General features: G+C 69.9%; 21 protein-coding genes and 1 pseudogene. 19 read left to right on the forward strand and 3 right to left on the reverse strand.

All coding sequences use genetic code 11. The annotated features are described in order from the left end of the window. Nucleotides 1–6 precede the first annotated feature (6 nt). From OO71_RS12290 to OO71_RS12330, 9 genes are all read left to right on the forward strand, one after another. Nucleotides 7–1,374: an acetyl-CoA carboxylase biotin carboxylase subunit gene (locus OO71_RS12290; RefSeq protein ID WP_033289822.1), complete on the forward strand. Its 1,368-nt coding sequence runs from the start codon at nucleotides 7–9 to the stop codon at nucleotides 1,372–1,374. Between the two features lie 4 nt (nucleotides 1,375–1,378). Further along, on the forward strand, nucleotides 1,379–1,600 hold the full coding sequence (locus tag OO71_RS12295) for a biotin/lipoyl-binding carrier protein (RefSeq protein ID WP_033289823.1): 222 nt from the start codon (nucleotides 1,379–1,381) through the stop codon (nucleotides 1,598–1,600). A gap of 31 nt (nucleotides 1,601–1,631) precedes the next feature. Beyond that, nucleotides 1,632–1,826: a ferredoxin gene (locus OO71_RS50895; RefSeq protein ID WP_033289824.1), complete on the forward strand. Its 195-nt coding sequence runs from the start codon at nucleotides 1,632–1,634 to the stop codon at nucleotides 1,824–1,826. After that, nucleotides 1,823–2,998, forward strand: coding sequence for an NAD(P)/FAD-dependent oxidoreductase (locus OO71_RS12305; protein WP_063740051.1), 1,176 nt, complete (start codon nucleotides 1,823–1,825; stop codon nucleotides 2,996–2,998). The genes OO71_RS50895 and OO71_RS12305 overlap by 4 nt, the downstream gene beginning before the upstream one ends. Before the next feature lie 33 nt (nucleotides 2,999–3,031). Next, nucleotides 3,032–4,138: an ABC transporter substrate-binding protein gene (locus OO71_RS12310; RefSeq protein WP_033289825.1), complete on the forward strand. Its 1,107-nt coding sequence runs from the start codon at nucleotides 3,032–3,034 to the stop codon at nucleotides 4,136–4,138. Nucleotides 4,139–4,209: 71 nt separating this feature from the next. Further along, on the forward strand, nucleotides 4,210–4,428 hold the full coding sequence (locus tag OO71_RS52150) for a hypothetical protein (RefSeq protein ID WP_033289826.1): 219 nt from the start codon (nucleotides 4,210–4,212) through the stop codon (nucleotides 4,426–4,428). Then, nucleotides 4,371–5,156: an SDR family NAD(P)-dependent oxidoreductase gene (locus OO71_RS12320; protein ID WP_051791483.1), complete on the forward strand. Its 786-nt coding sequence runs from the start codon at nucleotides 4,371–4,373 to the stop codon at nucleotides 5,154–5,156. Before OO71_RS52150 ends, OO71_RS12320 begins: the two co-directional genes overlap by 58 nt. A gap of 144 nt (nucleotides 5,157–5,300) precedes the next feature. Beyond that, nucleotides 5,301–5,633 (forward strand): hypothetical protein, encoded by a 333-nt coding sequence (locus tag OO71_RS12325; RefSeq protein WP_033289827.1) that lies wholly within the window; start codon nucleotides 5,301–5,303, stop codon nucleotides 5,631–5,633. Next, nucleotides 5,630–6,943, forward strand: a complete 1,314-nt coding sequence (locus tag OO71_RS12330; protein ID WP_063740052.1) for an MFS transporter — start codon at nucleotides 5,630–5,632, stop codon at nucleotides 6,941–6,943. The genes OO71_RS12325 and OO71_RS12330 overlap by 4 nt, the downstream gene beginning before the upstream one ends. 436 nt (nucleotides 6,944–7,379) lie before the next feature. Here the strand turns inward: OO71_RS12330 and OO71_RS48730 are convergent, their stop codons facing one another. Further along, the gene (locus OO71_RS48730) at nucleotides 7,380–9,506 is read right to left on the reverse strand and encodes a phospholipase effector Tle1 domain-containing protein (RefSeq protein ID WP_051791484.1); all 2,127 of its coding nucleotides are present in this window, start codon (nucleotides 9,504–9,506) and stop codon (nucleotides 7,380–7,382) included. 333 nt (nucleotides 9,507–9,839) lie between these two features. Between OO71_RS48730 and OO71_RS12345 the strand changes: the two genes are divergently transcribed. After that, entirely contained in the window at nucleotides 9,840–10,307 is a 468-nt protein-coding gene (locus OO71_RS12345) for a DinB family protein (protein ID WP_033289828.1), read from the forward strand. Between the two features lie 165 nt (nucleotides 10,308–10,472). Continuing rightward, nucleotides 10,473–12,764 carry an APC family permease gene (locus OO71_RS12350; RefSeq protein WP_211260502.1) on the forward strand — a complete coding sequence of 764 codons (2,292 nt, stop codon included), beginning with the start codon at nucleotides 10,473–10,475 and terminating at the stop codon, nucleotides 12,762–12,764. 7 nt (nucleotides 12,765–12,771) lie between these two features. Here OO71_RS12350 and OO71_RS12355 read toward each other — a convergent pair whose 3' ends face one another. Continuing rightward, complete coding sequence (locus tag OO71_RS12355; RefSeq protein ID WP_033289829.1) at nucleotides 12,772–13,305, reverse strand: TetR family transcriptional regulator; 534 nt, start codon at nucleotides 13,303–13,305, stop codon at nucleotides 12,772–12,774. Between the two features lie 68 nt (nucleotides 13,306–13,373). On the opposite strand from OO71_RS12355, the gene bioB reads away from it, so the two are divergent. From bioB to OO71_RS12390, 8 genes and pseudogenes are all read left to right on the forward strand, one after another. Further along, on the forward strand, nucleotides 13,374–14,429 hold the full coding sequence (gene bioB / locus OO71_RS12360; protein WP_033289830.1) for a biotin synthase BioB: 1,056 nt from the start codon (nucleotides 13,374–13,376) through the stop codon (nucleotides 14,427–14,429). A gap of 5 nt (nucleotides 14,430–14,434) precedes the next feature. After that, nucleotides 14,435–15,574, forward strand: coding sequence for an 8-amino-7-oxononanoate synthase (locus OO71_RS12365; RefSeq protein ID WP_211260503.1), 1,140 nt, complete (start codon nucleotides 14,435–14,437; stop codon nucleotides 15,572–15,574). A 148-nt stretch (nucleotides 15,575–15,722) separates the two neighbouring features. Next, on the forward strand, nucleotides 15,723–16,724 hold the full coding sequence (locus OO71_RS12370) for a LacI family DNA-binding transcriptional regulator (RefSeq protein ID WP_051791485.1): 1,002 nt from the start codon (nucleotides 15,723–15,725) through the stop codon (nucleotides 16,722–16,724). Nucleotides 16,725–17,585: 861 nt separating this feature from the next. Continuing rightward, nucleotides 17,586–18,758 carry a glycoside hydrolase family 183 protein gene (locus OO71_RS12375; protein WP_051791486.1) on the forward strand — a complete coding sequence of 391 codons (1,173 nt, stop codon included), beginning with the start codon at nucleotides 17,586–17,588 and terminating at the stop codon, nucleotides 18,756–18,758. A 19-nt stretch (nucleotides 18,759–18,777) separates the two neighbouring features. After that, on the forward strand, nucleotides 18,778–22,368 hold the full coding sequence (locus OO71_RS12380; protein WP_211260504.1) for a discoidin domain-containing protein: 3,591 nt from the start codon (nucleotides 18,778–18,780) through the stop codon (nucleotides 22,366–22,368). A gap of 286 nt (nucleotides 22,369–22,654) precedes the next feature. Next, nucleotides 22,655–22,822 (forward strand): annotated as a pseudogene (locus OO71_RS52155) (hypothetical protein); the annotation flags it as partial. A gap of 57 nt (nucleotides 22,823–22,879) precedes the next feature. Beyond that, the gene (locus OO71_RS52160) at nucleotides 22,880–23,113 is read left to right on the forward strand and encodes a COG4315 family predicted lipoprotein (RefSeq protein WP_245633650.1); all 234 of its coding nucleotides are present in this window, start codon (nucleotides 22,880–22,882) and stop codon (nucleotides 23,111–23,113) included. A 179-nt stretch (nucleotides 23,114–23,292) separates the two neighbouring features. Next, a complete protein-coding gene (locus OO71_RS12390; protein ID WP_033289834.1) occupies nucleotides 23,293–24,504 on the forward strand; it encodes an NAD(P)/FAD-dependent oxidoreductase in 1,212 nt (403 codons plus the stop codon). Here the strand turns inward: OO71_RS12390 and OO71_RS12395 are convergent. Continuing rightward, nucleotides 24,501–25,187 (reverse strand): alpha/beta fold hydrolase, encoded by a 687-nt coding sequence (locus tag OO71_RS12395; protein WP_033289835.1) that lies wholly within the window; start codon nucleotides 25,185–25,187, stop codon nucleotides 24,501–24,503. The genes OO71_RS12390 and OO71_RS12395 overlap by 4 nt on opposite strands. Nucleotides 25,188–25,234: the final 47 nt, after the last annotated feature.

The raw sequence follows: 25,234 nt of genomic DNA on the forward strand, positions 1-25,234 counted from the left end.
ACGCGGATGAACCAGCCCTTCCCCCGGCGGCTGCTCGTCGCCAACCGCGGCGAGATCGCCCGCCGGATCATCCGGACGGCGCGGCGGCTCGACGTCGAGACCGTCGCGATCCAACACCAGGTCGACGCAGAACTCCCCTACGTCGCCGAAGCGGACTTCGCCCGGGAGATCACCGGCGAACAGCCCGTGGGTGCTTACCTGGACATCGAGCAGATCGTCGCGGTCGCCCGCGACTCCGGTGCCGACGCAGTCCACCCGGGTTACGGGTTCCTCGCCGAGAACGCCGGATTCGCCCGCGCGGTCGAGGCGGCCGGGCTGATCTGGGTCGGGCCGTCCCCTGACGCGATCACCGCGATGGGCGACAAGGTCGAGGCCCGCAATCGCGTTGCGGCCGCGGGAGTCCCGATCAGCGGGGGCGCCGGCGCCGCGTTGTCCGATGTGGACGAAGCGGTGCGCGAGGCCTGGCAGATCGGGTACCCGGTGATGCTGAAGGCGGCCGGGGGCGGGGGCGGCATCGGCATGACCATTGCCCGCGACGCGGACGCGGTCCGCCGGGAATTCGAGCGGACCAAGGCCATCGCGGCCCGCAGCTTCGGGTCCGACCGGGTGTTCCTCGAACGGTTCGTCGAATCGGCGCGGCACATCGAGGTCCAGGTCCTCGGCCTGGCCGACGGCACCGTTCTGGCGCTCGGCGAACGGGACTGCTCGGTCCAGCGCCGCAACCAGAAGCTCGTCGAGGAGGCACCCGCGCTCGGCCTCGCTCCCGCGGTGCGTCAACGGCTGTCCGAAGCAGCCACGAACGCGGCCCGCGCGGTGGGCTACCGCAACGCCGGCACGGTCGAGTTCCTCGTCGACGCGCGGACGCAGGAGTTCGTGTTCCTGGAGATGAACACCCGGATCCAGGTCGAGCATCCGGTGACCGAGCTGACCCACGGCGTCGACCTCGTCGAACAGCAGCTGAGCATTGCCGCTACCGGGTCGGTCACGCCAGGGTTCGCGCCGCGGCGGCACGGGCACGCGATCGAGTTCCGGCTCTGCGCCGAGGATCCGGTGCGCTTCTTCCCGAGCCCGGGTCCGATCGAGCAGTGGGAGGAGCCGAGCGGCGACGGGATCCGGGTCGACTCCGGGTACCGCGCGGGGCTGGCCATCACGCCGCATTTCGATTCGCTGCTCGCGAAGATCTGCGTGTTCGGCGAGACCCGCGAAGCGGCGCTCGCACGGGCGCGGGAGGCACTGGACGGCTTCACCGCCGGTCCGCTGCGCACGAACCTGCCGTTCCTGCGCGAGCTGGTGGACCGCCCCGAGTTCACCGCGGGCGGGTACGACACGGGCATCGTCGCGGCGGTCACCTCCGCGGCGCCGACACGGAGGTAGCACGATGGCCGAAACGATCAACGCCGACATGGGCGCGAACGTCTGGAAGGTCCTCGTGGCCGCGGGCGATCCGGTCGAACCCGACACCACGATCGTGGTACTGGAGTCGATGAAGATGGAGATCCCCGTCCTCGCCGAGTACGCCGGTTCGGTCACCGCCGTGCACGTCACCGAGGGATCGGCGGTGCAGGCCGGCGACCCGCTCGTCGACATCGAAGAGCCGTAGGAAACGGACCACCGAAAGGAAAGGGCGGGCAATGAAGCTCACCGTGGACGCGGGCAAATGCTGTGGCTCGGGGCAGTGTGTCCTGGCCGCGCCGGAGTTCTTCGACCAGGACGACGACGGCATCGTGGTCCTGCTGGCCGAGGAGGTCGGCGAAGCCGCGGCCGGGGACGTCGAGGAGGCCGTGTTCTCCTGCCCCACCGCCGCCATCGAGATCGCCGGGCCGTGACAGCCGTGGCTCCGGTCCGCCGGGTCGTGATCGCCGGTGCGGGACAAGGCGGCGTGCACACGGCCGCGTCCCTGCGGCGGCTGGGGTACGACGGCGACCTGACGCTGGTCAGCGCCGAACCGTCGCTGCCTTACCAGCGCCCGCCGCTGTCCAAGACGTTCCTCCGCGACCCGGACCCGGCGCACATCGAGTTCCACGACCCGGCGCACTACGCCTCGCTCGGTATCGAGCTGGTGCTCGGCGATCCGGTGTCCATTGTGGACCGTCCGGCCCGGGAGATCGCGCTGGGGTCCGGCCGGGTCGTGCCGTACGACCATCTCGTGCTGGCCACCGGTGCCCATCCGCGCCGGATCACCGGCCTGCAGTGCCTGCGCAACGTCTTCCACCTGCACGACCGCGATTCCTCGGTGGCGTTGGGGGCACAGCTGCGCGAGGCCCGGTCGATGCTGCTGGTGGGTGGAGGGTTCGTCGGGCTGGAGATCGCCTCGGCTGCGGTGGACCTCGGCTGCGCGGTCACCGTGGTGGAACAGCTGCCGTCGATCCTGGCGCACGCGGTGCCGCCGCAGGTCGCGGATTTCCTGTACCGGCGCCACCGCGCGCGTGGTGTCCGGTTCCACCTGCAGCGCTCGGTGTCCGCCTTCGCCGTGCGTGGTGACCGGCTCGACTCGGTCACCACGGACGACGGCACGCAGATCGCGGCGGACGTCGTGGTCGTCGGCATCGGATCGGTGCCGTCCACCGCGCTCGCCGCGCAGGCCGGGCTGCCGGTCGATGGCGGGATCGTGGTCGACGACCGGTTGCGGACCGAAGACCCGCACGTCAGCGCCATCGGCGACGGCATCCGGTTCCCGCTCGACGGCGCTCCCGTGCGGCTCACCTCCGTGCAGCACGCCATGGACTCGGCCCGGCACGCCGCGACGCAGATCCTCGGCGGCGACGGCGCGTACCGGCCGGTCCCCTGGTTCTGGACCGACCAGGCCGGGGTGAAGGTGCAGATGGCCGGGATGCCCAGCGCTCCGCACGACCGTACCGAGATCAGCACCGGGCCGTCCGGGACGTTCGCCGTCCGCCACTACCAGGGTGACCGCTTCGTCGGCGGCGCCACCGTGGGGATGCCCCGCGAACACGTCGCCATGCGGCGGGACCTGGCCGCCGTGCCTGCCGTCCCCTGACCCTCGCTTACGCTGCCACGAAAGGAAAAGCCCATGCGCCCCACCATCACCGAGGTCCGCACCAGCCGCCGTACCGTGCTCCGGATGGCCGGGGCCTCCCTGCTCGCGGCCGGAGCGGGCGGACTGCTCGCCGCGTGCGGAGACGGTCCCTCGTCGGCGACCTCCGGCAGCGCCAAGGGCGCCGCGGCGCACCCGACGCCGTTCCGCGTCGCGACCGCACCGGGCGACAACTACTTCATCGACGCGGTGAACCTCGACCAGAAGCAGTACGGCAAGTACAACCTCGAGGTGCCGAAGTTCCTGTACCCGTCCAGCGGCGTCCAGGGCATGCAGCTGCAGACCGCCGGTCAGATCGACGGGCAGATGCAGGACACCCTCCTCACGATGACCACCTTCGCCAACTCGCGGCCCGGGGAACGCCCGGTGATCATCGGGATGCGGATCCCGGAGACGACGTACTCGATCGTCGTCGGCAAGGGCAACTGGCCCGCCGATTCCGCGAGCTTCGCCGAGAAAATGGCCGCGCTCAAGGGAAAGACCATCGGCGTGACCGCCATCGGCGCCGGTGCGGACAAGCAGCTGCGGCTCGCACTGCACCAGGGCGGCCTGACCGACAGCGACGTCACCCCGCTCGCCGTCGGCCAGACGACACCGGCGATCGCGCAGATGAACGCGGGCAAGATCGACGCGTATGTCGGCATCACGTACGCGACGGCCCGGCTGATGGCCGCCCAGACCGGCGGCCGGGTCCTGATCGACTTCACCTCCGCCGGGGTGCCCGACCTGCTGAGCAAACAGCAGGTCGACGTCCTCATCGCGCGCGAGGAGTACGCCAAGTCCAACGCCGACGCGTGCAAAGCGTGGCTCGCCGCCCAGTGGGAGGCGAAGGACTGGATCCTCGCCAACCGGGACCAGGCCGCGGAACTGCTGAACAAGGGCAGCTTCGACGGCCGCGGCCTGGACGTCTCGAAGCAGTACATCCAGCACTTCAGCGACACCGTGGTACCGAAGCTGCAGCCCCAGTGGAAGGTCACGAAGGAAGCGATCGACCTGATGATCAAGGTGGCCACCCAGACCGGCGCGGCAGCCCCGGGACAGATCACGTACGAAACCCTGGTGGCCGACTTCGCGCGGGCGTGATCCGGTTCGCTACGGTGGGCCACCTTCGATGACGCGCCGTCCAGTCGGGCGGAAGAGGTGGCCACGACCCGGTGCGATGGCTCGCGGCCGCGCTGGTGCTCGCCGCCGGTACGGTGCTGGCCGTCGTGCTGGGGACGCCGTTCATCGGTTCGTGGTCGGACCGCACGCGGGACACCGTCGAGGCGTTCAGCTGGGTTTCCGCCATCGGCACCCCGGCGATCGCGGTGACGGCGTGGGCGCTCAAGGGCCGCGCGACCTCGAAAGCACCCTCGACGGTAAAATCGCGCTGATCACCGGCGGCGAAAGCGGGATCGGCCTCGCCGCCGCCACGCTCTTCGTTGCCGAGGGTGCCCGCGTTCACCTGGTGGGGCTCGACGAGGTCAAGCTCAAGGAAGCGGCAGACCGGCTCGGTCCGGAAAACGCGCTGGCCTCGGTCGCCGATGTCGCGGACGAATCCGCAGTGTCCGCCGCCGTTTCCGCCGGAGTACCGCATTACGGCCATTACGACGTCGTCTTCAGCAATGCCGGAAACAGCGGGGAAATCGCCGAAATCCCGGACTACCCGTCGGAAGTTTTCGCGCGCACGCTGAACATCCACGTGCTGGGCGCATTCCACGTCCTCAAGCATGCCGTACCGCACATGCGCGACGGCGGCAGCGTGCTCATCACGTCCAGCGTCGTCGGGCTGATCGGCTTTCCCGGGCTGCCCGCGTACGTCGCGGCCAAGCACGGCCAGGTCGGCCTGATGCGGGCGGCGGCGAAGGAGCTCGCGCCCCGCCGGATCCGCGTGAACACGCTGCACCCAGGCCCGACGTCGACCGCGTTCCAGGACGACATCGAGATCCGCGCGACGGGCAAGGACCAGGCCGCCGCCGCGCGGGAGTTCGACGCCCTCATCCCGCTCGGGCGGCACACGACCACCGGCGAAATCGCCCGGGCAGCACTGTATCTGGCCTCGGACGCGTCAGCGATGGTCACCGCGACGACGTTCGCCATCGACGGCGGCATGAGCGGGTAGGCAGCTTCGGACCGGATTTCCGGGCGCTTCGGAGAGGGCTGGCTTCCACGGTCGGACACTGCTAATGTCCAACTTTACCGGCACTGTCCTTTCGGGGTCACAGGGCCGGGTGAGTGTCCCGGCCAGCTCTCCCGATGAGGTCCCATGGCGTCCAGCACAGCAATTCTGGTCATCCGGTCCGTGGTCGTCGCGTCCCTGCGCGAGCCGTTCGACCGCTGGTACGAAACCGATCACCTTCCCGACGCCGCGGCGGCATTGCAGGCGGACCGGGCCCGGCGGTTCTGGAGTACCGCCGAGCCGGGAGTCCACCACGCGATGTACGAGTTCGCCGACGTCGAGACGATGCAGAACCGAATCTCCGGGCCGGAAATGGACCGGCTGGTCCGCGTTTTCGACAAAGCATGGCCCGAAGGCGTCGAACGCCGCCGTGAGGTGCTCGCGCTCGCGCAGGCGATTCCGGCGGAGGTGCGGCCATGACGGAATGGACGGAGGAAAAGCGGCGGACGATGCGCCGGGCCGCGCTCGCGGGCGGCGTCGGCACCTTGATCGAGTACTACGATTTCAGCCTTTACGGTTATCTCGCCGTCGTGATCGCGCCGCTGTTCTTCCCGAGCGGGGACCCGGTCGTGTCGCTGCTGGCGTCGCTGGCCGTGTTCGCCACCGGGTACCTGATCCGGCCGATCGGCGGCGTGTTCTTCGGCTACCTCGGCGACCGGTTCGGCCGCCGCCGGGCGCTGCTAGTCACGCTGCTGTCGATGGGCACGTCCAGCACCCTGCTCGGGATCCTGCCGACGCACGCGCAAGCCGGGCTCGCCGCCACCGTGCTGCTGATCGTGATCCGGATGCTGCAAGGGTTTTCCGCGGGCGGCGAGGTCGGCGGGTCGGCGACGGTGATCGCCGAATCGACGCCCGCCCGGCTCAAAGCGACGTACGGCGCATTCACGCCGTTCGGCGCGACCGGCGGATTCGCCCTCGCGGCGGCGGTCGCCGGCCTGGTTTCCGGGCTGACGACGCACGAGCAGATGATCTCGTGGGGCTGGCGCCTCCCGTTCCTGCTGGCGTTGCCGTTGACGCTGTTCTGCCTGTGGATCCGCACGCGCGTCGCGGAAACCCACGGGACCACAGCGCGTCGCACCGGCTCACCGCTGGTGGCACTGCTGCGCAAACCGGCGCCGCTCGTACAGGCCAGCCTGGTGAGCCTCGGCGTGAACGGCACGGCCTACGTCGGCCTGACGTACCTGAGCATCCACCTGATCCAGCGCCTGCACTACCCGCCGACGCCGGTGTATTGGCTCGCGACCGCGGCCATCGGCATCACCACGCTGACGATCCCGTTCGCCGGACGGCTCGGCGACCGCATCGGACCGGTCCGGTTGTACGCGCTCGGGTCGGCCGGGTTCGTCGTGCTGGCCTACCCGGCGATCGCGGTGATGGGCAAGGGACTCGGTATCGCGGCCATTGCGTACGTCGTGTTCCAGCTGAGCTCGGCCGCCACGCAGGTCGGCGCGTACACGGTGCTGCCGCAGCTCTTCGGGCCGGACACGCGGTACACCGGGGTCGCCACCGGATGGAACATCGGCGTGGTGATCGGCGGCGGGTCGGCGCCGTTCCTCGCCGTGTGGCTCATCCAGCGGACCGGGAACGTGCTGGCCCCTGCGTGGTTCGTGATCGCCAACGCGGTGATCGGCCTGGCGGTCGCGTTCTGGATCCACCGCAGCGGGCGGGTTTCCTCCGGCCCGGCACGGACGGACGGCGTACGGGCGGTGCACTCGGAAATCCCGGGCTGAGCGCGGCGATGCGGGCGGACCTGCCCGGGCTGACAGGCGGCGGGTCCGGTCGAGACCGCTGCGGGTGCGCGTTTCCGCGATCTCCGCCCAGACCGACGCGGCGCAGGTTTCCGTGGACCCGCCCGCACCACCCCGGTCAGGCCCCGTCGCCGGAAGCGTTCCCGGACCGGGTCCACCCGGGTCCACGAACTCCGCAACCGCAGTGGGAGCGCGTCGCTGAGCCGTCCGCGGTCGACCCCCGGCCGCGACCACACGGACCGCAGTGGCCGCCGGGGTTCGCGGCAGAAGGTCCGCAACGCGGTCAAGACTGCCGAAGCGAGAAATCCACCACTGCCAGATCGAGAACCGGCACCGGCGCCGCCTCGGTGCGGTCACGAGGTCGACGGGCCCGCGCACGGTCAGCACCGCTTCCGGGGAACGGTCACCCCGCTCGAGCTCACCCGGAGGACCACCCCTGAGACGGGGAAATATCGCGCAGCGACCCGGGATCGTGATCAGCGAGGTAGGCCAAGAGGTTCGCCGGACGGTAGTCCCCGGTGCCGCGCAGGCGTTCCCGTGCGGCGTCGGAGACTTCTTCGCTTCCCGGGTCCGTCACGCCGATCGGCCGGTACCCCGCCGGGCGCAGGCGGCCGGTTCCGCTGCGGGAGTCGTGCATCGCGGCGAGCGGGTCGGCGTCGACCGTCTCGGACCGGAATGCGAGACCGTGCTCGGCGGCCATCGTCATCATCCACTGCAGGCTGACCCCGGCAAGCCGGTCGTCCGCATGACCACCGCCGACGTCGCTGTGCGTGCCGGGGAACCATCGCTGGTGGACCCCCTCGCCGCCGCTCCACAGAGCAGGCGGGAAGCCGCTTCGCCGCTCGTCGATCGCCAGTGCCTGGCACGCGGTTTCCACGAGCCGGCTCTTGACCGTGTCGTGGAACAGCAACCGGCGCAGGCGCAGCCCGGGGTAGGGAATGCCCAGCGGGCCGACGGTTTCCCACACCCCGACGAACCGCACGTTCGTCTCGACCGCATACGAGTGCCGGAAGTCGACCGCGGCGAAGGCACGCGGGCTGGTCGCGTGCGACCGCCCCCGGTAGAGCGCGTACGCCTCGGCGAGCCGGTCGGCGTGCTCCCGGCGCAGGACTCCGAGCGCCGCGATCATTCCGGCGACCGTGCGTGCGACGTAAGCGCCGCGGCTGAACCCGAAGAGATACAGCCGGTCGCCGGGTTCGAAGTTCTGCAGGACGAGCCGATAGGTGTCGAGTACGTCGAGGTCCACCGCGTTCCGGCGCACCGACGTCCGGCAGCGCTGGTGGAACGTCAGCTGTTCGGCCCCGCCCTCGGCCGTCCCGGCGACCGAACGGGCGATCCGGGACACGCTGGTCGGCCCCGGCCCGGTCCACGAACCGTCGCAGCAGATGACCAGGTTCCGGTGCCCTGGCCGCCGGACCGGCACCCGCGGCCGCTTCGCCGCCGCCTCGTCGGGCAGCGCCGACTCCGGCGTGCACCCGTCCGGCAGCGTGGCCCGCCACACCGCGGCGGATTCCAGGTTCGTGTCCAGCAGCTTCGCCGAGCTCAGGTCGGCCTCTGGCAGTACGGCGCGGTAGAGGTTGGCGCCCTCGAGATCGGCGTGCCGCAGGTCGGCGCGGGTCAGGTCGGCGCCCACCAGGTTGACCCCGGGCAGCGCGGCGGCCCACAGCCGGGCCCGGACCAGGCTGGCGGCCTGCAGATTCGCCGCCTGCGCGCGTACGTGCTCAAGATCGGCACCGTCCAGGTTTGCCGCAGGTAACCGGGCGTTGTCCAGTACGGCCTTCCGCAACACGGCGTTCGTGAGATTGCATCGGTCGAGCTGGGCGCCGTCCAGCCTCGCCCCGGAAAGGTCGGCCGAGTTCAGGTCGGTGTCCCGCAGATCCGCGGCGGTGAGCTGCGCCCCGCGTAGATCGGCGTGTTCGAGGCGGGCACCGCGGAGGTCCGCGCCGGTCAGCCGGGCACCGGCGAGGTCGGCGTTGACGAGGTACAGGTCCCGCAGGTCCGGCGGATGGCCGTGGTCGGCCCCGTAGTGACCGAGCACGGTGAGCGCGGCCTGGATGTCGGGTGCGGGATGGTCGGGAAGATCAGGCTGGTAGGGGCCCGGTCCGGCAGCCCGCGGCGCACGATGGCGGACGAACGACGCCAGCACCTCGAGCATGGCGACCCGATCGTCGCGGGACTCCCGCACGAGCGCCTCCAGCGCCCGGATCGCACCGACCCGCACGTACAGCTCACTGCTGCCGAGCTGCCCGAGCGCGGTGGCGACCTGCCCGGCGGTCTGCCCGCGGCGGGCGAGCCGGTAGTTGAACGCCGTGAAGAGCAACCCACCTGCGACCGCGAGCGCCGCCCCGGCCGAGGTCACCGTCACCCGCGCGTTCTGGTCCGCCGACATCTGCGCTTCCGCGCTCGGCTGCGGACCGGCGAGCAGCGCGGGGGCGAAGTAGATCGCCAGCAGGTACCCGGCCGCCCCGGCGACGAGCACCACCCCGAGCACCAGCCGCCGGCTGACCCGGCCCGCCGGTTTCGCCCGCAGACCCCGCCCTCGCATCCCTCGCACGGCCCTCTCCCGGATGACGCCGCATACACGGGCGGCCAGTGATCGGAACAGTCATGATGCCCGGTCGGCCGCCGAACCACCAGCGGCCACGCAGTCCCGCACCGGCGAAGGTTCCGCACCCCAGCAGCCCCGCACCCGCGGCAGTTCACGCCTGAAGCCGCCAGCCACCCGCACGGTCACCGGGCACCCGGGAAGAACTCCACGGCAGCGGCCCGGCACCGCCTGCGTCGCAGAACCCACCCGGTACCGCAGTGCACCGGCCGCTCTTGCCGGTCCGGCAAGATCCCGTGCGAGACCGGGTCGCCCCCGGCGAAGCTGGGGCCTATGAACCGATCCCGCCGCGACACCCCGCCACCCCGGACCGGACGCAGCGAAACCGAAGTCCTCCGCGGATTCCTCGACTACCTGCGCACCTCGATCGCCGCCAAGGTCGACGGAGCGCCGGAGCCGCAGGTCCGCACCTCCGCAGTGCCGTCCGGGACAACCCTGCTCGGACTGCTCAACCACCTGACCTTCGTCGAACGTTCCCTGCTCCTCGGCGAAACCGTCCCCGACTGGCCCGCAACCTTCCGGGCGACCGGCACCGTCGCCCAGGTCGTCGACCGGTACCGAACCACGGTGCAGCAAGCGAACGAGCTCCTCGACACCTGCCCCGACCTCACGGCCCCGCTCCCCGGACGGCGGCAGCCCAGTCTGCGCTGGGCCCTCACCCACCTGATCGAGGAAACCGCCCGGCACGCAGGCCACGCCGACATCCTGCGCGAACTCATCGACGGCACCACCGGGCGCTGACCAAGTCCCGAAAACGACCTTCCGTTGACGAAATCTTGACGCCGAAACTCGCCCTTTTAATCTTTTCCTGACCCGGACCCGAAAACTGTTCCGAGCCGAATTTCGAAACCGGACCGATTCCCCCTCCGGCGCGTAAAGAGCGCATTCATTTGTCACACTCAACCTGTGAAGGAATTCGAAAAACCCTTGCGCCGCCTGGAACCGGGCGCGTTCGGCTATGCGGTCAAAAGGCTGTTCCTTGGCAAACCGCTCATCACCGCACAACTGACCCACGAGCGGCTTTCGAATACGACCGCATTGGGCGTTTTGTCCCCCGACGCGATTTCGTCCTCCGCGTACGGGACCGAGCAGATCCTGGTCGAGTTGCTGCCTTACGCCGGGCTGGCCGCGTTCAGCCTGGTCCTGCCGATCACCGGCGTGATCCTCGTGATCCTGGTGCTGGTCGCGGCGTCGTACCGGCAGGTCGTGACGGCCTACACGCGGGCAGGCGGGTCGTACGTCGTAGCGCGGGAGAATTTCGGTCCCCGGGTCGCGCAGGTCGCCGCAGCGGCATTGCTGATCGACTACGTCGTAACCGTCGCCGTGCAAACATCCGCGGGAACCGTCGCCGTCGTGTCCGCGATTCCGGCACTCGGGCCGTACAGTCTCGAAATCACCATCGGCGTAGTCATTCTGCTCTGCTACGCCAACCTGCGCGGATTGCGGGAAGCCGGCCGTCCCTTCGCGATACCGACGTATCTTTTCTCCGCCCTGATGATCGCGATGATCGTCACCGGGCTGATCAAAGCAATCACCACCGGCCTCCCGGCTTACGATCCGGCCCACCTTTCCGGCGCAGTCCCCGTCCGGCAAGGCGACGGCCTCGTCGCGGGTGCGACAGTTCTGGTCCTGCTGCGCGCCTTCGCCAACGGCGGCTCATCCCTGACCGGTGTGGAGGCAATCTCCAACACGGTGTCGGCCTTCCGCAGCCCTCGTGGACCCAACGCGCGCAAGGTCCTCCTTACGATGGCGGTCATCCTCGGGTTCCTCGTGGGCGGCGTGTCGCTGCTCGCGTACTTCACCCACGCGACGCCATACACGAGCGGCTATCCGTCGGTGGTGTCACAGGAGGCCCGCGCGGTGTTCGGCGCCGGCGGGTTCGGGCATGCGATGTTCGCCGCCATCCAGACCGCGACCGCGCTGATCCTCTACACCGGCGCCAACACCAGCTTCAACGGCTTCCCGTTCCTCGCGAGTTTCGTTGCCAGCGACCGTTTCCTGCCCCGCCAGCTCACCACGCGCGGGCACCGGCTGGTGTTCTCCAACGGCATCCTGGCGCTGACCGTCCTGGCCGTCGCGCTGCTGCTCTTCTCCGGCGGGACCGTCACGGCGCTGGTGCCCTTCTACGCGATCGGCGTGTTCACCGGTTTCGCCATGGCCGGCTACGGCATGACCAAGCACCACCTGCGGCTGCGCGAGCGGGGCTGGCGGTTCAAGCTCACCGTCAACCTCGCCGCGGGCGTCCTGTCCACCGTGGTGGTGGGGATCTTTGCGATCGCCAAGTTCACCGAGGGCGCGTGGCTGGTGGTCGTGGTGTTCCCAGTGCTGGTGTTCGTGCTGATCCGGCTCAACCGCGAGTACCGCGCCGAGGCCGCCGTGCTCGAGCGCATCACCCGTGCCAACCCCACCCGGTATGCCCGGCATCAGGCGTTCGTGCTGGTCAACACGATCGACCTGGCCGTCCTCGAAGCCCTCCGCTACGGCAGCAGCCTCCGGCCGGACAAGATCACCGCGGTGCATTTCGTGATCGACGCCCAGGCCGCGGAACGGCTGCGGGCGCGATGGGAGGAGTTCGGGATGAAAACCGGCCTGCGCCTGATCGACGTGCCCGACCGGCGCATCGTCCGCGCCGCCTACACCCTCGTGCAGACCGCCACCGAGGACGAACGCACCGGGATCACCGTGCTCCTGCCCCGGCGGAGTTACGCGCCGCTGCTCGGCCGCCTCCTGCACGATCGCACTGCCGACCGGATCGCCCGCGTGGTCAGCCGCATCCCCCAAGCCGCAGCGACCATCGTGCCGTACGACGTGCAGACCCGGATCCGCACCGCGATGCCGCACCTGCCGGAGGAACGCGTGACCTCGGCCGTCGAACGCCTGCTGACCCGCCTCGGCACCTCCCCCGGACCCGCCCCGGCGCCCCGGCTCCGCCCGGGAACCGAGGTCAGCATCGACGGCAGGCTGGAGGAGCTCGCTCTGTCCGAAGAGGACACCCGCGGCCCGGTCCTCACCGCACGCCTCGGCGGCCACGCGACCACCGTGGTCCTGGAGTTCCGCGACGCCCACCCGGACCTCGAACCGGGCCAGCTGCTCCGCGTGACCGGCCGGGTGAGCGAGGGAGAACCGCCGGTGCTCCGGGACCCCGCGTACCGCATCCTCGAAACCGCCCACCCCGAAGAAAACCCCGGTGGTGCTTGAGAAATGCTCAGCTCGGCAGTCCACTGAGGATTGCGTCGATGCCGAACCCGAAGGCCTCGTCCGCATCGTCCGTACGGGACGGGTCTTCCTCGACGATCCCGGCGCGGACCAGTTCCGCGTGGTTTTGTTCCTCCGCCACGAAACCGAGTACATAGTGGACGACCGTGCGCGCGGCCCATTCCGCGCGCCGCGGGTCGAGGCTGCCGGTGAACAGGTGGCGGAGGGCCTGAGTGGGTACCAGCAGGTCCGGCCGGTACGCCTGCACGAACGACACGACCTCGGCGCCGTCCCGAACCCGCAGCAGGGCCGTCCGGAAGTCGCCCGCCGCGCTGCGCGGGTCGCCTGCGGTGGCGGGCAACCCCTCGAGAATGCGCGCCGCGACCACGGCGAGCAGCTCCTGTTTGCTGGCGACGTGGTAGTACAGCGCCCCCGGCTGTACGCCAAGGTCCAGCGCCACCCGCCGCATCGACAACCCGCCCAGACCGCTCTCCCGGAGCAGGTCGTACGCCCGGTCGACGATCTGCTCCCGCGTCACCTTCACCGGGCCATTGTCGCGACTGTGCCCCGGCCCACTTGCTTCGGGGGTCCCGGCCACCTACGATTTGACAGGTGTTCAAAACCTTCGACGACCTGGCTTCCCGGCAGCTGTCCGGCGGCGTGCTCGACCGCGCCGACGCGCGCGCCGTGCTGGAGACGCCGGACGAGGACGTGCTCGGCCTGGTCGCGGCGGCCGGACGGCTGCGGCGCGCGCACTTCGGCAACCGGGTCAAGGTCAACTACCTGGTCAACCTCAAGTCCGGCCTGTGCCCCGAGGACTGCGGGTACTGCTCGCAGCGGCTCGGCTCGTCCGCGCAGATCCTGAAGTACTCCTGGCTTTCCGCCGAGGAGACCGTGCGGCAGGCGACCGCGGGGGTCGCGGGCGGGGCGTCGCGGGTGTGCCTGGTCGCGAGCGGGCGCGGGCCAAGCGACCGGGACGTGGACCGGGTCGCGTCGGCGGTCGAAGCGGTGAAGGCCACGCACGCGGACGTCGAAGTGTGTGCCTGCCTCGGGATTCTCAAGGACGGGCAGGCGGAACGGCTGCGCGACGCCGGAGTCGATGCGTACAATCACAATCTCAACACGAGTGAGTCGCGGTACGCGGAAATCTGCACCACGCACGGGTACCACGACCGGGTCGCGACCGTCGAAAAGGCCAAGACCGCAGGGCTTTCCGCGTGTTCCGGCCTGATCGTCGGCATGGGCGAGTCCGACGACGAGCTGATCGACGCCATCTTCGCCCTGCGCGACCTCGGCAGCGATTCGATCCCGGTCAACTTCCTGATGCCGTTCGAGGGCACGCCGCTGGCCGGGACGTGGGAGCTGAGCCCGTTGCGCGCGCTGCGGATCCTCGCGCTGGCCCGGTTTGCTTGCCCGGCAACGGAAGTCCGGATGGCGGGCGGACGCGAGATGCACCTGCGCTCGCTGCAGCCGCTCGCGCTGCACGTGGCGAACTCGCTGTTCCTCGGCGACTACCTCACCAGCGAAGGCCAGGCCGCGAAGGCCGACCTGGGCATGATCGCCGACGCCGGATTCGAAGTCCTCGGCGCGGACCGGCCCGAGGACCGGCAAGAGGTCCCCTCGATCCGGGAGCGCGGCGCAGGCACCGCCGCCGCACCGAACGCGTGAACGCCATGACGGTGTCGATGCACGAATGGCTCACGTCCGCGGACCGCGACCGGCGGCGCATCGGGCTGGTACGGAACACCGATGCCGCCCGCCATCCCCGGAACGGCCTGCTGGACCTGGCGTCCAACGACTATCTCGGCCTGAGCGCCGACCCACGGCTGCGTGCAGCCGCGGCTCGCGCGATCGATGAGTACGGTGCCGGGGCGGGCGCTTCGCGCGTCGTCACGGGGACCACCGCGTGTCACACCGAACTGGAACGCGAACTCACCGACCTCACCGGACAGCCGTCCGCGCTGGTGTTTTCCAGTGGCTACACGGCAAACATCGGGATGATCACCGCGCTCGGCTCGCCGGACACGCTGCTGGTGTCGGACGCGCACATCCACGCGTCACTCATCGACGGCGCCCGGCTTTCCCGTTCTCCCGTCGCGATTTGCCCGCACCGGGACCTCGAAGCGCTCGAAAACCTGCTCCGCGATCGTACGCAGCCGCGCGCTGTCGTGATGGTCGAATCGATTTATTCGGTGCTGGGAGATGCGACGGATCTGCTTCGTACGGCGGCATTGTGCGCTTCGTATGACGCATTCCTGGTGGTGGACGAGGCGCACGGAATCGGCGTCGCAGGGCAGGGCAGGGGCGCGGTGCACGCGGCGGGCCTGGCAGGTGCGCCGCATGTCGCGGTGACGGCGACGCTGTCGAAGGCGCTCGGGTCGCAAGGCGGTGCGGTGCTGGGATCGCCGCTGCTGCGCGAACATCTGGTCAACACGGCCCGGACGTTCATCTTCGACACCGGCCTGGCCCCCGCCGCCGCGGCGAGCGCGGCCGAAGCGTGCCGGATCATCGCGGCGGAACCGGACCGGGTGGCCGAGGTGCACCGGGTCGCCGCGGCGATTGCGGACGCCGCCGGGGTGCCCCGCGCACCCGGTGCGGTGCAGTCGGTTCCGGCGGATTCGGCCGAGCAGGCGATTGCGGCGACGGGGCGGCTGTACGACGAGGGGATCGTCGTCGGATGTTTCCGTCCGCCGAGTGTGCCGGACGGAATCTCGCGGCTACGGCTGGTCGCGCGCGCCGGAGTCGACGCGGGGCGGGCCGAACAGGCGGCCCGGCTGGCGGCTGGGTGGTCGAGGGCTGAAGTGCCGGTCTGACGCTCGCCGCCCAGCTGAAACGACTTTCTCCCCCCTCCGTCCCGCAGGTGCAGGCAGCGGATCCGGACCCGTGCGCTGCGGTACTGTCGCGGCTGTGGCAGATCCGGTTCGTCCGCGGCGCGGCCCGGCTCCGACGGGTCGGCCGACCATGCGCGACGTCGCCACGGCTGCGTCGGTCAGTGTGAAAACGGTGTCGCGGGTGGTGCACAACTACCCGTTCATCAGCGACGACGTCCGCAGCCGCGTGCAGGCCGAGATCCGCCGCCTCGGTTTCCGGCCCAACGGAAACGCCGTCAACCTGCGCCGCACGGACCGTCCGGCGGGCGGGATCGGCGTGCTGGTCGCGGATCTGGCCGACCCGTTCTACTCGGGCATGGTGAGCGCGATCGAGCAGGTGAGCACCGCGCGGTCGTTCACCACGCTGGTCGCGAGCTCCGACGAGGACCCGGACCGCGAACGCGCCCTGCTCACCACCCTGGTCGAACGCCGGCTGGACGGGCTGATCGTGGTGTCCGCCGACCGCAGGCACGACCACCTCCGCCCGGACCTGGACGTCGGCACCCGGATGGTCTTCGCCGACCGCCCACCCAACCGCCTCCCGGTGGACTGCGTACTGGCCGCACACGCGGACGGCGCCGCACAAGCCGTCGATCACCTGCTGAGACAAGGACATCGGGCGATCGCGTACGTCGGGCACTCCCCCGCAATCCACACCGCACGGCAACGTCTGAGCGGCTTCCGCACCGCACTGGCCGCGGCGGGCCTGGAACCACACAGCGTCCGCACCGACGCCACCGATGCCGATGCAGCCCTCACCGCAACGGCCGAACTTCTGGCCCTGAACCCCGCCCCGACCGCCGTGTTCACGGACAACCCCCGCCTGGTAAGCGGCGTCGCACAGGCAATCGCGGAATCCCCCACGCCGAACACCGCCCTGGTCGCCTTCGACGATTCCGACCTGGCCCGCGTCCTCGGCGTGACAGTCGTGGCGCAAGACCCGAGAGAACTGGGCCGCCGCGCCGCAGAACTCCTGTTCGCCCGCCTCGACGGCGACCACTCCCGCCCTCGCCGGATCATCCTCCCGACGACCCTGCTGCCGCGCGGCTCCGGGGAAGGCCTCGGGGTGGCGTTACGACCTCGACCCCGCTGACCTGGGCCGCGCTGACCTGGGCTGCATTGCGCGAGCGGGACGTCACTGGCTGAGGCTTCAATGGCTTCGGCGACCCCGGCTTCGCCGGCAAAAGCTCTCACCGGCCGCGGCCCCCTGACACAGGATTCACTGACCGCGGATTCACCGGCACCGGACTCACGGGCCACAGCTTCGCCGGGACCAGGATTGCCGATCCGGCCGCCCTCACTGCCCCAGGTGACTCCCACCCGCCCTCACTGCCCAGGTTGACCTCCACCCCGCCCACGCCGCCCCAGGCGACCTCCACCCACCCTCACTGCCCAGGTCGACCTCCACCCCGCCCACGCTGCCCAAGCGACCTCCACCCCGCCCACGCTGCCCAAGCGACCTCCACCCATGCTCACCGCCCAGCTGACTTCCACCCCGCCCGCGCCGCCCTAGGCGACCTCCACCCACCCTCACTGCCCAGGCGACCTCCACCCCGCCCACGCCGCCCCAGATGACTTCCACCCACCCTCACTGCCCAGGTCGACCTCCACCCCACCCTCGCTGCCCCAGGCGACCTCCACCCCACCCAATCGGCCCCACCGCGCCAACCCCTCATCCACCGGCGGTGTCGCGTCGCGCGGGAGTCCCGTGTTCCCTGCCCGGGCGTCCTGAAACCGGTCTTCTTCGTCGTTCTGTCCAGCTCTGCCCATTGACAACGCTGACAATGCCGAACCACACTGGGCCGCGTTGCCAACGTTGTCAGCCCGGCCCACGGACCACCTTCGACGGGAACCGGCGCGGGACAGCGGACAGCACCCCCACGAGAAGCACGAGAACCACGAAAAGCACCAGCATCCGCAGCTTCCGAGCACCCCTGGTCCCCGAAGGAGCGCCATGGTCCCCGCCCGCCGCGCTGTCGCATTGTGCGCCGCCGTTACTGCTTCGCTCGCCATCGCAAGTCCAGCCGCCGCCGACAGTCCGGCCATCACGAGCCCACTCGCCGCAACAGGCGGCACAACCGATACCACCGCAAGCGCCGCCGCCGGTCCGTTGCGGGTCGTGAGCGCAGTGGCCGACACCGCGCTCACCCAGCGCTGGCAGGAGTTCGGCCGTCGCCGTGGAGGGGGTTGGGCTGCTGCCGACGGTACCTACTCCACCCGCCTTCCCTCGGGCCTCGTCGCGTGGCTCTTCAACGACACCTTCTTCGGCCCCGTCAACGCCGACGACAGCCTGCCCCAATCCGCCCCCTTCACGCACAACTCCGCCGTACTGTCCACACCGGACGCGAAGCACCTCATCACCACCATCGCCCCCGGGCCGCCCGGGCATCCGCGGTCGCTCGTCGGGCCGACGCCGGACAATCCCACCGTGCCCAACGACCACTGGTACTGGAACGGTGACGGCATCGTCGATCGCGGGAAGTTGCAGGTCATCGAGTTCGAGCAGAAGCCGTCGGACGACCCGCCGCCGTTCAACTTCGCTTGGAGCGGCACGAAACTCGCGACCCTGAACCCGTACACGTTCCGCCTCGAGAAGCTCACCGACCTGCCTTCCGCGGGCGGCGTGCAATGGGGCACCGAGCTCATGAGCGACGGCGGGTACATCTGGATCTACGGCGTCGAAGGCAACGGCCCGACCAAATACATGCACCTCGCCCGCGCTCGGGTCGGGCACCTCGACGGGCCGTGGGAGTTCCGCACCGACAGCGGATGGACCTCGGACCCGGCGGGCTCGGCGCGGCTGCTCGGCAACGTCGGCGCGTCGTTCGGCGTGACCCCGGTCGGCGGCGAGTACCTGCTCACCACGTTCGACTCCGGGCTCAGCAGCGTCATCCACGCCTACCACGCCAAGAGCCCGGCCGGTCCGTTCACCGGCGGCGAATTCGTGTACGTCGCCCCCGAAGGCGGACCCGGCCGGTTCACCTACAACGTCGCCGCGCACCCGGAGATCAGCCGTCCCGGTGAGCTCGTCATCTCCTACAACACCAATGCGGAGAAGCTTTCCGACCTCTACGCCGACATCGACCGCAACCGCCCGCGCTTCGTGGACCTCAAGCTCTCCCGCTGACCCGATCGGAGCCTCCGCCGTGAGCGACGTGTCCCGTCGTACGTTCCTGCAGTCCAACGCCGTCCTGCTCGCCGGGCTCGGCATCACCACCGCGTCGGCGGGCGAGGCCGGCGCGGACCCTGTCCGTCCGCAGGCCACGGATCTCGCCCGCTACCGCCCGGTCACCGCGTCGTCCACGGCGTACGCGCCCACCCCGGCGTGGTTCGCCGTGGACGGGCTGGCCGAGACCGGCGTGCGTGGTTCCGGCTGGCGCGCGGGCGGCGGAGATCCACAGTGGATCGCCGTCGATCTGCAGGCACCGTGCACGATTTCGTCCGTGGTGCTGGTGTTCGAGGCGACCGCGGCGGACCCGCCGTTCACCCCTGCGTCGGGGATCAACCCGTTCCTCGACACCACCGGCTGGGAGGTCCTGTCGAGCTGCGCGGTCGCGTTCAGCCTCGACATTTCGGCCGACGGCCGCACCTGGCGCACCGTCCACGAGGCGAGCGACAGCCCGGGCGGGCGGGTCGAGGTGAAACTCGACCCGCCGGTCAAGGCGCGCTGGGTGCGGCTCACCGGTAAGCAGCAGGCGAATGCGAACCCGTTGGGAGTAAACGGGTTTGAGGTATACGGACACGCCGATTGGCCACGTCCGCCGGCCACCGGCTGGACCGATTGGGGCCGCCACTACTCCCCGCCGCCCCCGCTGGAAAGGGCGGACGACGGCACGGTCCCGCTCGAATCGGGCTGGAGTCTGACCATGGATTCCCGGGTACCAGGTGACAACGGCAGTGCCCTCGCACAGTCCGGTGTGGACACCTCCGATTGGCTGCCCGCAACGGTACCGGGCACTGTCCACACGGCACTCGTCGCGGAAGGAAAACTGCCGGAACCGACCGTCGGGCTCGGCAATATGCGGGCCCCGGAAGCATTGTCGCGGCACAGCTGGTGGTATCGCCGGGAATTCACCTTTCCCCGCGGATTCGAGACCCGACGGCGAGTCTGGCTGGAATTCGACGGGATCGATCACCACGCCGAAGTGTGGGTCGACGGAAAATCCGCAGGCACCCTCACCCACCCGGTCGCGCGAGCGGCGTTCGACATCACGGAAGCAGTGCAGGAAAAGGAAAAACACGCGGTAGCGGTACGGATCGATCCGATGCCGCATCCGGGCAACCCGGGCGACAAAGGCCCGGACGGAGTGTCCACATTGAACTCCAATGCCGAGCAGAAAGACCTCCCCGGGTACATCTCCATCAGCGGCTGGGACTGGATGCCCGGCGTCCGCGACCGCGGCGCCGGGATCTGGAACCACGTCCGCCTGCGGTCCACTGGGGACATTGTGCTCGGCGAACCCCGGGTGGACACCAAGGTGCCCGACCTGTCGGTCGCCGAGGTGACACTGGTCGTGCCGGTGCGAAACGTTTCCTCGGCGGCCCGCACGGTCACCGTGTCGGCGGAACTGGCGGGCGCCCGCGTCAGCCGTACCGTCGACCTCGCCGCCGGAGCAGCCGCAGAAGTAACGTTCCTCCCCGGCCAGAACCCCTCGCTGCGGATCCGAAATCCGGAACTGTGGTGGCCCAACGGGTACGGCGAAGCGAAACTGCACTCATTGACCACGGCAGCCACCGTGGACGGGCAACTCAGCGACCGCCGGACCGTACGAGCCGGGCTCCGGCAGTTCGGTTACGCGTCGTCCCAGCCGGTTCTCGTCGACCCCAAGACCTCGCACTCGGCACCACAGACTGTCCACTTCGACCGGACGACCGCGCGCTACGTCCGGATCCAGGGCGGGAAACGCGCCACCGGGTACGGAATTTCCCTGTGGACACTGTCCATTGCAGACAATGACGGACCCGACCTGGCCCAGGGAAAGACCGCCACGGCATCGTCGCAGGATCTCGTCTTCAACCCACCCGGAAACGCCGTGGACGGCCGCGACAACACGCGATGGTCCTCGAATTACACCGACAACCAATGGATTCAGGTGGACCTCGGCGCGCCGGTGGCGTTCGACCGCGTGGTACTCACCTGGGAAACCGCTTACGCCCTCACGTTCACCGTCCAAGTGTCCGCCGACGGTGCAAAGTGGACAGACGTGAAGCACGTCAGCAATTCGGGCATACCTCTGCAAATCAGCGTCAACGGCGTCCGCGTCTTCTGCAAGGGCGGCAACTGGGGATTCGACGAACTGCTCCGGCGGGTACTGCCGAATCGCATGAATGACACCGTCGCACTGCACCGCGACATGAACTTCACGATGATCCGCAACTGGGTCGGCTCCAGCAACCGCGAGGAGTTCTTCGCCGCCTGCGATGAAAACGGAATCCTGGTGTGGAACGATTTCTGGGCCGGGGACGCACTTTTCCCGCCCGACACGAAGGTGTTCCTCGAGATCGCGGCGGACACTGTGGTGCGGTACCGGCATCATCCGTCCATCGTGGTGTGGTGTGCCACCAACGAAAGCGACCCGCCCGCGGACATGGATGCCGGGCTGCGAAAGCTGCTCGGCGAACTGCAGCCGGAACTGTGGTACCAGGGCAATTCGGCGGGCGGGGTGGCGACCGGGCACGGGCCGTATTCGTGGATCGACCCGAAACGGTATTTCGACGGGGAAACGTATTCCATCGGCAGTTACGGTTTCCACAGCGAGATCGGCCTGCCCACGGTCCCGGTCGCGGAAAGCATGCGGCGGCTCGCGGGCGACCAGCCGTCGTGGCCGATCGGCCCGGCGTGGTTCCACCACGACTGGTGCACCCGCGGCGGCCAGGACCCGGAAACCTACCGCGCGGCCATCGAAGACCGGTACGGCGCGGGCACCTCGCTGGACGATTTCTGCGCCAAAGCCCAGCTGGTCAACTACGAAAGCATGCGCGCGATTTTCGAGGCCTACAATGCGGCATTGTGGGACGACGCGTCGGGCGTGCTGCTGTGGATGTCGCATCCGGCGCACCACAGCACGGTGTGGCAGACCTACGACTACGACCTCGACACCAACGGCAGTTTCCACGGCGCCCGCAAGGGTTGTGAACCGGTCCACGTGCAGGCGCGGCTGTCGGACTGGCAGGTCCACGCGGTGAACCAGACCGCCCAGCAGGTCGACGCCACGGTGCACGCCGAACTGTTCGACGTGCGCGGCCGCCCGCTCGGGCCGCCGGTGACCGCGCCGGTGTCGGTCGCCGCTTCGTCCGTGACAGCGTCGTTTCCGGTCCCCTTCACCGACCAGCTTCCCGCCCTGCACCTCCTGCGGCTACGCCTGACCACCGGCGATCGGGAACTCTCGCGCAACGTCTACTGGCGCTACCGCACGCCCGCCGACGCCCGCGAACTACCCAAAACCCGCACCGACGTCTGGCTCCGCCCCGGCCCGGTCCGCCGCGAAGGCGACCGGGACACCGCAGTGGTGACCATGCGCAACACGGGCCGGTTCGCCACCGCCGGAGCCCGCTTGTCCGCCCGCGATGCCTGGACCGACGAGCGCATCCTTCCGTTGCAGTGCAGCGAAAACTACCTGTGGCTGTTACCCGGCGAGACCGCGACAGTGACCGTTTCGTGGCCTTCGCGTGCATTGCGGTCCCGCAGGCCACGCTTCGTAGTGGAAGGACTGAACCTGCCCCGGCGTACGACCTGACGAACACCCCCGCCCCCGACCGGAGTGATTCCGCTGCCGGCAGCATCGGACTCCGGTCGAACCCGGCCGCGCGGACAGGCTTCTCCGGCGAATCCCCGTCGGCCAGCCTGGCGAGACACCCTTCGGCGAGGTCGTCTCGCGGATCCGCGCAGGCCGCTGGTCTCCCCGGGAGCACCGGGCTGCTCCCGGGGAGACCAGCCCCCCACTGAACCGGATCGGCGGCGCACCCGTGTGACAACCATGGACGCACACGTGGTTGGAGGCCGTGATGGGTGTCAGGTCCGGGATGGTTGTCATAGTGGCCGCGGGCGCACTGGCTGCCGCCTGTAGTGGTGGTACGGCGGGGAGCCCCGCCGCGGGGGCGCACGTCACCGACGGCAAAGGTGACACGTTGTACGTCTTTGCCGCGGATCATGATGGGCAGTCCGTCTGTGACGGGAGTTGCGCCAGTTACTGGCCGCCCGTTGCGGCGGGTACGCAGCTTCAGGGGTCAACCGCCGCACTAGGCACCGTGACCCGGGCGGACGGCAGCAAGCAGGTCACCCTCGGTGGGCATCCGCTTTATCGTTACGTCGGCGACAGCTCGCCCGGGCAGACCAACGGGCAGGGGCTCGACGTCAACGGCGGGTTGTGGTGGATGGTGTCCCCGGACGGGGCGGCGATCACCACCGCCGCCAAGCCCAGCGGACCCAGCAGCACCGGCGGACCCAGCAGCAGCGACGGGTACAGCGGTGGCGGGTACTGAATCCGGAATCACCGTCCGTCTTGGGTCGGGTACCCGAGGGGATACCTCCGATCAGGGCATCTTGACCCGGCCGCCCAATAAGACCAAACTTTGCTGGTGATATAACTTCGGGAGCCGGACCGGTCGTGCACCGGGCCCGGCGCCGCCTTCTCCTGTACCAGCACCGAAGGAGTTCATCAGTGACCTCGTCGACGTTCGTGATCATCGGCGCCGGGCTGGCCGGCGCGAAAGCCGCGGAAGCGTTGCGCGACAAGGGGTTCGACGGGCAGATCACCATCGTCGGCGACGAGGAGCACCTCCCCTACGAGCGTCCGCCGCTGTCCAAGGACTACCTCGCGGGCAACGCCGAGCGCGACAGCCTCACCGTGCACGACGCCGCCTGGTACGCCGGGCAGCGCGTCGACCTGCGGCAAGGCGTCCGCGCCACCGGCATCGTGCGGGCCGAGCGCCGCGTGGAGCTCTCCGACGGCACCAGCCTCGGGTACGACAAGCTCCTCCTCGCCACCGGGTCCAGCCCGCGCACCCTCCCCGATGCCGCAGGAGTCCACTACCTGCGCCGCGTCGAGGATTCCGACCGGCTCCGGCAGCTGTTCACCGAGGCCAAGAGCCTGGCCGTGATCGGCGGCGGCTGGATCGGGCTCGAGGCCGCCGCGGCGGCGCGGCAGGCCGGGCTCACCGTCACCGTGATCGAAGCGCTCGAGCTGCCGCTGCTGCCCGCGCTGGGCAAGGAGGTCGCGCCCGTGTTCGCCGACCTGCACCGCGCCAACGGCGTCGACCTGCGCCTCGGGGTGCAGGTCGAGCACATCAGCAACGGTGACCAGGGCAAACGGATCCGGCTGTCCGACGGCAGCGTCCTCGAAGCCGACGCGGTTCTCGCGGGCATCGGCGCGGCGCCGAACACCGAGCTCGCCGAGGCAAGCGGTCTCGACGTCGACAACGGCGTGGTGGTGGACGCGAGCCTGCGCACCAGCGACCCGGACATCTTCGCCGCCGGCGACATCGCGAAGGCGTACCACCCGCTCCTGGGCCGCCACGTGCGCGTGGAGCACTGGGCGAACGCCCTCAACCAGCCCGCCGTGGCTGCCGCGGGCATGCTCGGCAAGGACGAAACGTACGACGAATTGCCGTATTTCTACACGGATCAGTTCGATCTGGGCATGGAATACCTCGGCACCATCGAGGGTCACGACCGCGTGGTGTTCCGCGGGAATGTGCCCGGCCGCGAGTTCATTGCCTTCTGGCTCAAGGAAAACCGCGTGCTCGCGGGGATGAACGTCAACGTATGGGACGTCACCGACCCGATCAAGGCGCTCATCCGCTCCGGCCGCCCGGTCGACCCGGACCGGCTGGCCGATCCCGAGGTACCGCTCGACGAACTCGCTGCTGGCTAGTACTGCGCGACGAGGTCGGCCACCATCCGCGGCTGTGACAGGAACGGATGGTGCCCGGCCGCGACCTCGGCGACCCGGTCCGCCCGGCGGGAGAATGCGCGTTGCGCCGCCGCCGGGGTACCGCGGTCGTCGGCGCACAGCAGGTAAGTCGTGGGTACGTCGTGCCACGCCGCTGCCTGGACGGGCTGCCCGGTCACCGCGAGTGTCTGCCGGACGAGGCGGGCCGCACCGGCGGATATCAGGTCCGGCGGGCAGTCCTGCATGAACGTTTCGGCGAACAGGTCCGGCCGCGCGCCGAAAGTGCCGCCGTCGGGGTCGAAATCGAGGAACGGAGGCGGGGTGTCGGCGCCGAACGTCGACAGCGATTCGCCGGGCTCGGGCAGGTAGCTCGACACGAACACCAAGCGCCGCACCGTCTCGATGCCCGCCGCCGCTTCCGCAGTAACGATTCCGCCGTAGCTGTGCGCGACCACGACCGTCGGCTCGTCACCGGAGGACAGCACCGCGCGCACCGCCGCGACGTCCTCGGCCAGCCCTGGCCCGTCCGGTCCCGCAGCAGGTGAGCAGCTTGGCAACTCCGGCGCGACGCTGTCGATCCCGCGCTCCCGCAACACCGCGGCGGTGGGGTGCCACCACCATGCCCCGTCCCGCACGCACGCTCCGTGGACGAACACGACCCGCATCTGTTTCCCTCCGTCAGTGGCCTGCCTCCGACGGTAGACGTAGCATT

The sequence above is a fragment of the Amycolatopsis jejuensis genome, from assembly GCF_000717335.1.
Lineage (GTDB): Bacteria > Actinomycetota > Actinomycetes > Mycobacteriales > Pseudonocardiaceae > Amycolatopsis > Amycolatopsis jejuensis.

Excerpts from the sequence above, each read along its gene's own strand:
- OO71_RS12365 (WP_211260503.1), top strand. The coding sequence starts at position 14,435 with ATGACGGTGTCGATGCACGAATGGCTCACGTCCGCGGACCGCGACCGG.
- OO71_RS12370 (WP_051791485.1), top strand. The coding sequence starts at position 15,723 with ATGCGCGACGTCGCCACGGCTGCGTCGGTCAGTGTGAAAACGGTGTCG.
- OO71_RS12325 (WP_033289827.1), top strand. The coding sequence starts at position 5,301 with ATGGCGTCCAGCACAGCAATTCTGGTCATCCGGTCCGTGGTCGTCGCG.
- OO71_RS50895 (WP_033289824.1), top strand. The coding sequence starts at position 1,632 with ATGAAGCTCACCGTGGACGCGGGCAAATGCTGTGGCTCGGGGCAGTGT.
- OO71_RS12345 (WP_033289828.1), top strand. The coding sequence starts at position 9,840 with ATGAACCGATCCCGCCGCGACACCCCGCCACCCCGGACCGGACGCAGC.
- OO71_RS12375 (WP_051791486.1), top strand. The coding sequence starts at position 17,586 with ATGGTCCCCGCCCGCCGCGCTGTCGCATTGTGCGCCGCCGTTACTGCT.
- OO71_RS12395 (WP_033289835.1), bottom strand. The coding sequence starts at position 25,187 with ATGCGGGTCGTGTTCGTCCACGGAGCGTGCGTGCGGGACGGGGCATGG.
- OO71_RS12330 (WP_063740052.1), top strand. The coding sequence starts at position 5,630 with ATGACGGAATGGACGGAGGAAAAGCGGCGGACGATGCGCCGGGCCGCG.
- OO71_RS12290 (WP_033289822.1), top strand. The coding sequence starts at position 7 with ATGAACCAGCCCTTCCCCCGGCGGCTGCTCGTCGCCAACCGCGGCGAG.
- OO71_RS12310 (WP_033289825.1), top strand. The coding sequence starts at position 3,032 with ATGCGCCCCACCATCACCGAGGTCCGCACCAGCCGCCGTACCGTGCTC.
- OO71_RS48730 (WP_051791484.1), bottom strand. The coding sequence starts at position 9,506 with ATGCGAGGGCGGGGTCTGCGGGCGAAACCGGCGGGCCGGGTCAGCCGG.
- OO71_RS12295 (WP_033289823.1), top strand. The coding sequence starts at position 1,379 with ATGGCCGAAACGATCAACGCCGACATGGGCGCGAACGTCTGGAAGGTC.